General features: G+C 69.9%; 5 protein-coding genes. All 5 read left to right on the top strand.

All coding sequences use genetic code 11. From position 1 onward, the window contains the following. Positions 1–1,193 (top strand): DNA repair protein RecN (locus ACFPZL_RS08940; RefSeq protein ID WP_382335141.1); only part of this gene is annotated, 1,193 nt, incomplete at its 5' end. Between the two features lie 47 nt (positions 1,194–1,240). Beyond that, entirely contained in the window at positions 1,241–2,500 is a 1,260-nt protein-coding gene (locus ACFPZL_RS08935; protein WP_218114950.1) for an AI-2E family transporter, read from the top strand. 61 nt (positions 2,501–2,561) lie between these two features. Then, a complete protein-coding gene (locus ACFPZL_RS08930; RefSeq protein ID WP_218114949.1) occupies positions 2,562–4,241 on the top strand; it encodes a CTP synthase in 1,680 nt (559 codons plus the stop codon). Between the two features lie 3 nt (positions 4,242–4,244). Further along, positions 4,245–5,213 (top strand): site-specific tyrosine recombinase XerD, encoded by a 969-nt coding sequence (locus tag ACFPZL_RS08925; protein ID WP_218114948.1) that lies wholly within the window; start codon positions 4,245–4,247, stop codon positions 5,211–5,213. A 29-nt stretch (positions 5,214–5,242) separates the two neighbouring features. Further along, a partial coding sequence (locus ACFPZL_RS08920; RefSeq protein ID WP_382335139.1) for an FAD-binding oxidoreductase occupies positions 5,243–5,960 on the top strand: 718 nt, incomplete at its 3' end.

Genomic DNA, 5,960 nt, shown 5'->3' with positions numbered 1-5,960 from the left:
CCGCGCGGCGTGCGGCGGAGTCCGAGCTCCGGGAGTTGACGGAGGCGCGCGCGGAGCGGATCGGCGAAGCCGAACGTCTGCGCGCCGAGCTCGACGAGCTCGCCGCCGTCGACCCCCGGCCGGGCGAGGAGAGCGAGTTGCAGGCCTCGATCGAGCGCCTGTCCAACCTCGAGGAGCTGCGCGCAGCGAGCTCTGCGGCTCTGCGGGCGCTCTCCGACGAGAGCGACGATCCCTACAGCGCCGACGCGGTGGGCCTGGTCGACAGCGCTCGACGCGAGCTCGAGCGGGTGGCCTCGGTCGATCCGCGTCTCGCGGCCGTCTCAGAGGTGCTGCAGGCCGCCGGCATCCAGCTGAGCGACGCGGTGCGATCGCTATCGGCCTACGCAGGGGACCTCGATCAGGACGGCCCGATGGAGCTCGAACGCGCCAACGGTCGTCTCGCGGCGCTGACCGGGCTGATGCGCGCCTACGGCGCCACCGACGCGCAAACGGTCATCGACCGCGGCGCGAGCGCAGTGGTCCGGCTGACGGAGCTCGAGGGGGACGACACCCGGATCGACGAACTCGCCTCCCGGGAGGCGGAACTCGCCGCTGACGAGCGGCGTCTCGCCGAGGAACTGAGCGGGCTCCGCGGAGCGGCTGCGGCCGATCTCGCCGATCGGGTCACCGTCGAACTGCGGGAGCTCGCCATGCCGGATGCGCGCTTCGTCGCGCAGGTCGAGCCGGCGGAGCTCGGGAGGGACGGCGCCGACGAGGTGCGCCTGCTCCTGCAGCCCCATCCCGGAGCGGAGCCGCGGCCGTTGGCGAAGGGCGCCTCGGGCGGCGAGCTCTCGCGGGTGATGCTGGCGCTCGAGGTCGTGGTGGCCGCGAGCGATCCGGTCCCCACCTTCGTCTTCGACGAGGTGGATGCCGGAGTCGGCGGTGCGGCGGCGATCGAGATCGGGCGCCGCTTGGCGAGACTCTCCCGGACCTCGCAGGTGATCGTCGTCACGCACCTCGCCCAGGTTGCGGCCTTCGCCAACAACCACCTGCAGGTGGCGAAGGACTCCGCAGGCGGCTTCACCCGGTCGAGCTGCCGCCGGCTGGAGGGAGAGGAGCGCCTCGCCGAGATGGCGCGCCTGCTCTCCGGCCTCAGCGACTCGCAGAGCGCGCTCGAGCACGCGGCAGAGCTGCTGGATCTCGGCGCACCGTGACGGCAGGGCTCCCGGTCGATGTCGGAGCTCGGTGCTAACCTCGCCCCATGAGGAACATCCTGCGTCGTTCGCACCGAGAGACCGGCCCCGTGATCGAGACGGGGGCGAGCTCGGGCGACGCCGCCGAGGAGCACCCGGATATCGTGCACGTCGACCTCGAGCAGCTCGACGCCGAGACCCGCGAGATGTACCGCCAGGCCGTGACCGCGGCGGAGGAGGACGCGAAGGAGGAGACGAAGCGTCAGCGCACCCTCCGCGAGTTCGTGGTGCGGAGCCCGTTCCAGCTCGGCTTCGTGCTCACGCTCGGAGCGCTCACCGCCATCCTCGTCGGCCAGATGATCGGCCAGCTGAGCACGATCATCATGTACGTGGTCGGCGCACTCTTCATCGCTCTCGCCCTCGAACCGGTCGTGCGCTGGCTGGAGCGGCACAATGTGAAGCGCCCGCTCGGCATCGCGATCGTGTTCGCCAGTTTCCTCCTCATCGTGGGCGGCATCCTCGCCGTCGTCATTCCGATGATCGCGAACCAGGTCGCCACCCTCGTGCGCACGGCTCCGAGCTACTTCAACGGCATCACCGGCGAGGAATGGTATCTGAGCCTCAAGGAGCGCTTCGGCAGCTACATCGACTTCGACGGCCTGATCTCGATGGGTCAGGACTTCGTGGGCAAGCCCGAGAACTGGGCGCAGGTCGCCGGCGGGGTCTGGCAGGCCGGGGTCGGCATCGCGAACGGCCTGACGGCCGCGCTCATCGTGCTGATCCTGAGCCTCTACTTCCTCGCGTCGCTGCAGGCGACGAAGCGTGCGTTCTACTCGCTGACTCCCCGATCCAACCGCGTCCGGGTGATCGACATCACCGAGCAGATCACCAAGTCCGTCGGCGGATATGTCAACGGCATCGTGATCCTCGCACTCATCAACGCCGTCTGCGGTTTCATCATGATGACGATCGTGAAGGTGCCCTTCGCCGGACTGGTCGCGGTCGGCGTGTTCCTGCTCGCCCTCATCCCGCTGTTCGGATCCGTGCTCGCCACGGTGCTCGTAGCCGGGGTCGCGCTCTTCGAATCGCCGACCGCGGCGATCATCGCGGCCGTGTACTACCTCGTATACATGCAGCTCGAGGCATACCTGCTCACGCCGAGGATCATGAACCGTGTCGTATCGGTCCCGGGGGCGCTGGTCGTGATCGGCGCACTGGCCGGCGGCACGCTGCTCGGCCTGCTGGGTGCGCTGATCTCGATCCCGGTCACCGCGATGATCCTGATGATCATCAAACAGGTGTGGGTGCCGCGGCAGGAGCAGCTCTGAATCGCGCGGTGCACCGGACGACGGTGTGCAGCGGCCGTAGCGACTGATAGGATCGAAGCCCGTGGGAGCAGAGCGAAACAGCAACGGTACGACCAAGCACATCTTCGTGACCGGGGGCGTGATCTCGTCGCTCGGCAAGGGGCTCACCGCCGCCAGTCTGGGCAACCTGCTCACCGCGCGCGGCCTGCACGTCGTGATGCAGAAGCTCGATCCCTATCTCAATGTCGATCCGGGCACCATGAACCCGTTCGAGCACGGCGAGGTCTTCGTGACCGACGACGGTGCCGAGACCGACCTCGACATCGGGCACTACGAGCGCTTCCTCGGCATCAACCTCTCACAGGCCGCGAACGTCACGACCGGTCAGATCTACTCGACGGTCATCGCCGCGGAACGCCGCGGAGACTACCTCGGAGCGACCGTGCAGGTGATCCCGCACATCACCAACGAGATCAAGCGACGTATGCGGCTCCAGTCCGAGGAGATCCCCCAGCCTGATGTGATCATCACCGAGATCGGCGGCACGGTCGGCGACATCGAATCCCAGCCGTTCATGGAATCCGCCCGCCAGGTGCGGCATGAGCTCGGCCGGGAGAACGTGATGTTCGTCCACGTCTCCCTCGTGCCATTCATGGGTGCTTCGGGCGAGCAGAAGACCAAGCCGACCCAGCACTCCGTCGCCGCGCTGCGCACCCTCGGCATCCAGCCCGATGCGCTCGTGCTGCGCAGCGATCGGCCGGTCACCGACGACAACCTGCGCAAGATCGCCCTCATGTGCGACGTCGACGAAGGCGCGGTGGTGAATGCGATCGACGTGAAGAGCATCTACGACCTGCCGAAGCTGCTGAACGACCAGGGCCTCGACCAGACCATCACCCGCCATCTCGGCCTCGACGATCGCGCCGGCGAGGTGGACTGGAGCACCTGGCAGCCGGTCCTCGACGCCGTCCACGAGCCGAAGGGCGAGGTCACCATCGGGCTCGTCGGCAAGTACATCGACCTGCCCGACGCCTACCTCTCGGTCACCGAGGCGCTCCGCGCCGGCGGCTTCGCGCATTCGACCAAGGTGAACGTCAAGTGGGTCGCCTCCGACGACTGCGAGACGCCCGAGGGGCAGCTCGAAGCGCTGGGCGACGTGCACGCCATCTGCGTGCCCGGCGGCTTCGGCATCCGGGGCATCGAGGGCAAGCTCGGCGCGCTCCGCTTCGCCCGCGAGAACGGGATTCCCGCGCTGGGCCTCTGCCTCGGTCTGCAGTGCATGGTCATCGAGTACGCGCGGCACGTCGCCGGCCTGGAGGAGGCCTCCTCGACCGAGTTCGACCCGGAGACGCCGATCCCGGTGATCGCGACCATGGCCGAGCAGGTCGAGATCATCGACGGCGGCGATCTCGGCGGCACCATGCGGCTCGGCCTCTACGAGGCGAAGCTCTCAGAGGGCTCCCTCGCCGCCGAGCTCTACGGGGCGACCACCGCGAGCGAGCGCCATCGCCACCGCTACGAGGTGAACAACGCCTATCGCGATCGGATCGCCGAGGCCGGGCTGGTCTTCAGCGGTACCAGCCCGAACGGCGAACTCGTCGAGTACGTCGAGCTGCCGCGCGACGTCCACCCCTTCTACATCGCCACGCAGGCGCATCCCGAGCTGCGCTCCCGCCCCGGCCGCCCCCACCCGCTCTTCGCGGGCCTGGCCGGCGCGGCGATCCGGCGCCGGGAGGCGGCGCGCCTCTTCGACGACGCCTGAGCGATGTCGTGGGGACCGAGCCCCGAGCACGGTGCCGAGCGCTATCTGCGGCACGTCGCGATCGAGCGCGGGCTCTCGGAGAACACCCGCGACGCCTACCGGCGTGACCTGACCGCCTACTCCGAGTGGCTCGCGGCTGCGGGGATCGAGGACCTCGCGGATGTCGCTCCCGAGACCCTCGCCGACTACGTCGCGGAGCTCAACGGGTCGACGGGCGGGCCGCCGTTCGCGCCCGAGACCATCGCCCGCAGGCTCTCCACCGTCCGCGGCATGCACAGGTTCCTCTTCGAGGAAGGGCTGCTGCCCGAGTTCGCGGGCAGCGGCGTACGAGCACCGAAGAAGGGCCAGCGACTGCCCAAGGCGCTCTCGACGGATCAGGTCGCCGCGCTGCTCGACGCGGCCGGCGGCGACGACCCGGTGGGACTGCGGGACCGGGCCCTACTCGAACTGCTCTACGCGAGCGGGGCGCGCGTCAGCGAGGTGACGGCGCTCGACATCGACGATCTGCTCTCCGGGCAGGGCGGAGACGCCTGGAACGACCCGGAGCGCGCTCTGGGCGAGGGCGGCTTCCTGCGCGTCACCGGGAAGGGTTCCAAGCAGCGCATCGTGCCCTACGGCGGCTACGCGGGCCGGGCGCTCGCCGCCTACCTGGTGCGGGCGAGACCGGCGATGGTCGCGGCGGGCCGCGGCACCCCTGCGCTGTTCGTCGGTCCGCGCGGCGGCCGCGTGTCGCGTCAGAGTGTGTGGCTCGTGATCCGGGGCGCGGCGGAGCGTGCCGGGATCGAGACGGAGATCTCTCCGCACACGATGCGGCACTCCTTCGCCACCCATCTGCTCGCGGGCGGCGCCGACGTCCGCACCGTCCAGGAGCTGCTGGGCCACGCATCGGTGACGACGACCCAGATCTACACGCAGGTCACGGCGGATATGCTGAGGGAGCACTATCTGCACTCGCATCCGAGAGCGAGATGAACCGACGAGACAGGCCGAGAAGGGGACCGATGACGAGCACAGCGAGCAGGATCGTCGATGCGCTGCGCGAGGCGCTGCCGGCCGGGTCGATCGTCGTGGATGAGACGGAGCTGCGGAGTCTGGAACGGGATCGCTCGGGGACCGCCCGCGGATGGGCGCTCGTGCTCGTACGGCCCGGCTCCACCACGGAGGTGCAGGCCGTCGTGCGGATCGCCGACGCGCACGGCACGCCGCTCGTGGCCCAGGGCGCGCGCACCGGCCTCGCGGGGGCCGGGTCCGCCGTCGACGGCGCGATCCTCGTCGATTTCTCGCGGATGAACCGGATCCTCCGCATCGATCCTCTCGAGCGCCTCGCCGTGGTGCAGCCGGGCGTCACCGTGCAGGAGCTCGCGGAGGCCGCGACCGAGGCGGGCCTCTTCTACGCGCCGGACCCGGTCTCGGCGGAGTGGGCGACCATCGGGGGGACGATCGCGACCAACGCCGGCGGCATGCGTTGCATCAAGTACGGGGTGACCCGCGAATCGGTCCGCTCGCTCGAGGTCGTGCTCGCCGACGGCAGCGCGGTGCGCACGCGCAGCGACACCATCAAGTCCGTGGCGGGCCTGGACCTGACCTCCCTGGTCGTCGGATCGGAGGGCACCCTCGCGCTGGTGACCGAGGCGACGGTCGGCCTGCGCTCCGCACCGGGGCCGGCCCGCGGAGCGTCGGCGCTGTTCCCGAGCATCGACGCCGCACTCGCGGCCGCCA

Source organism: Leucobacter soli (genome assembly GCF_042659205.1).
In the GTDB taxonomy this organism is placed as follows: Bacteria; Actinomycetota; Actinomycetes; order Actinomycetales; family Microbacteriaceae; genus Leucobacter; species Leucobacter soli.
The sequence above is the reverse complement of the archived record's forward strand: the minus strand, read 5'-3'. Positions and strand labels throughout refer to the sequence as shown.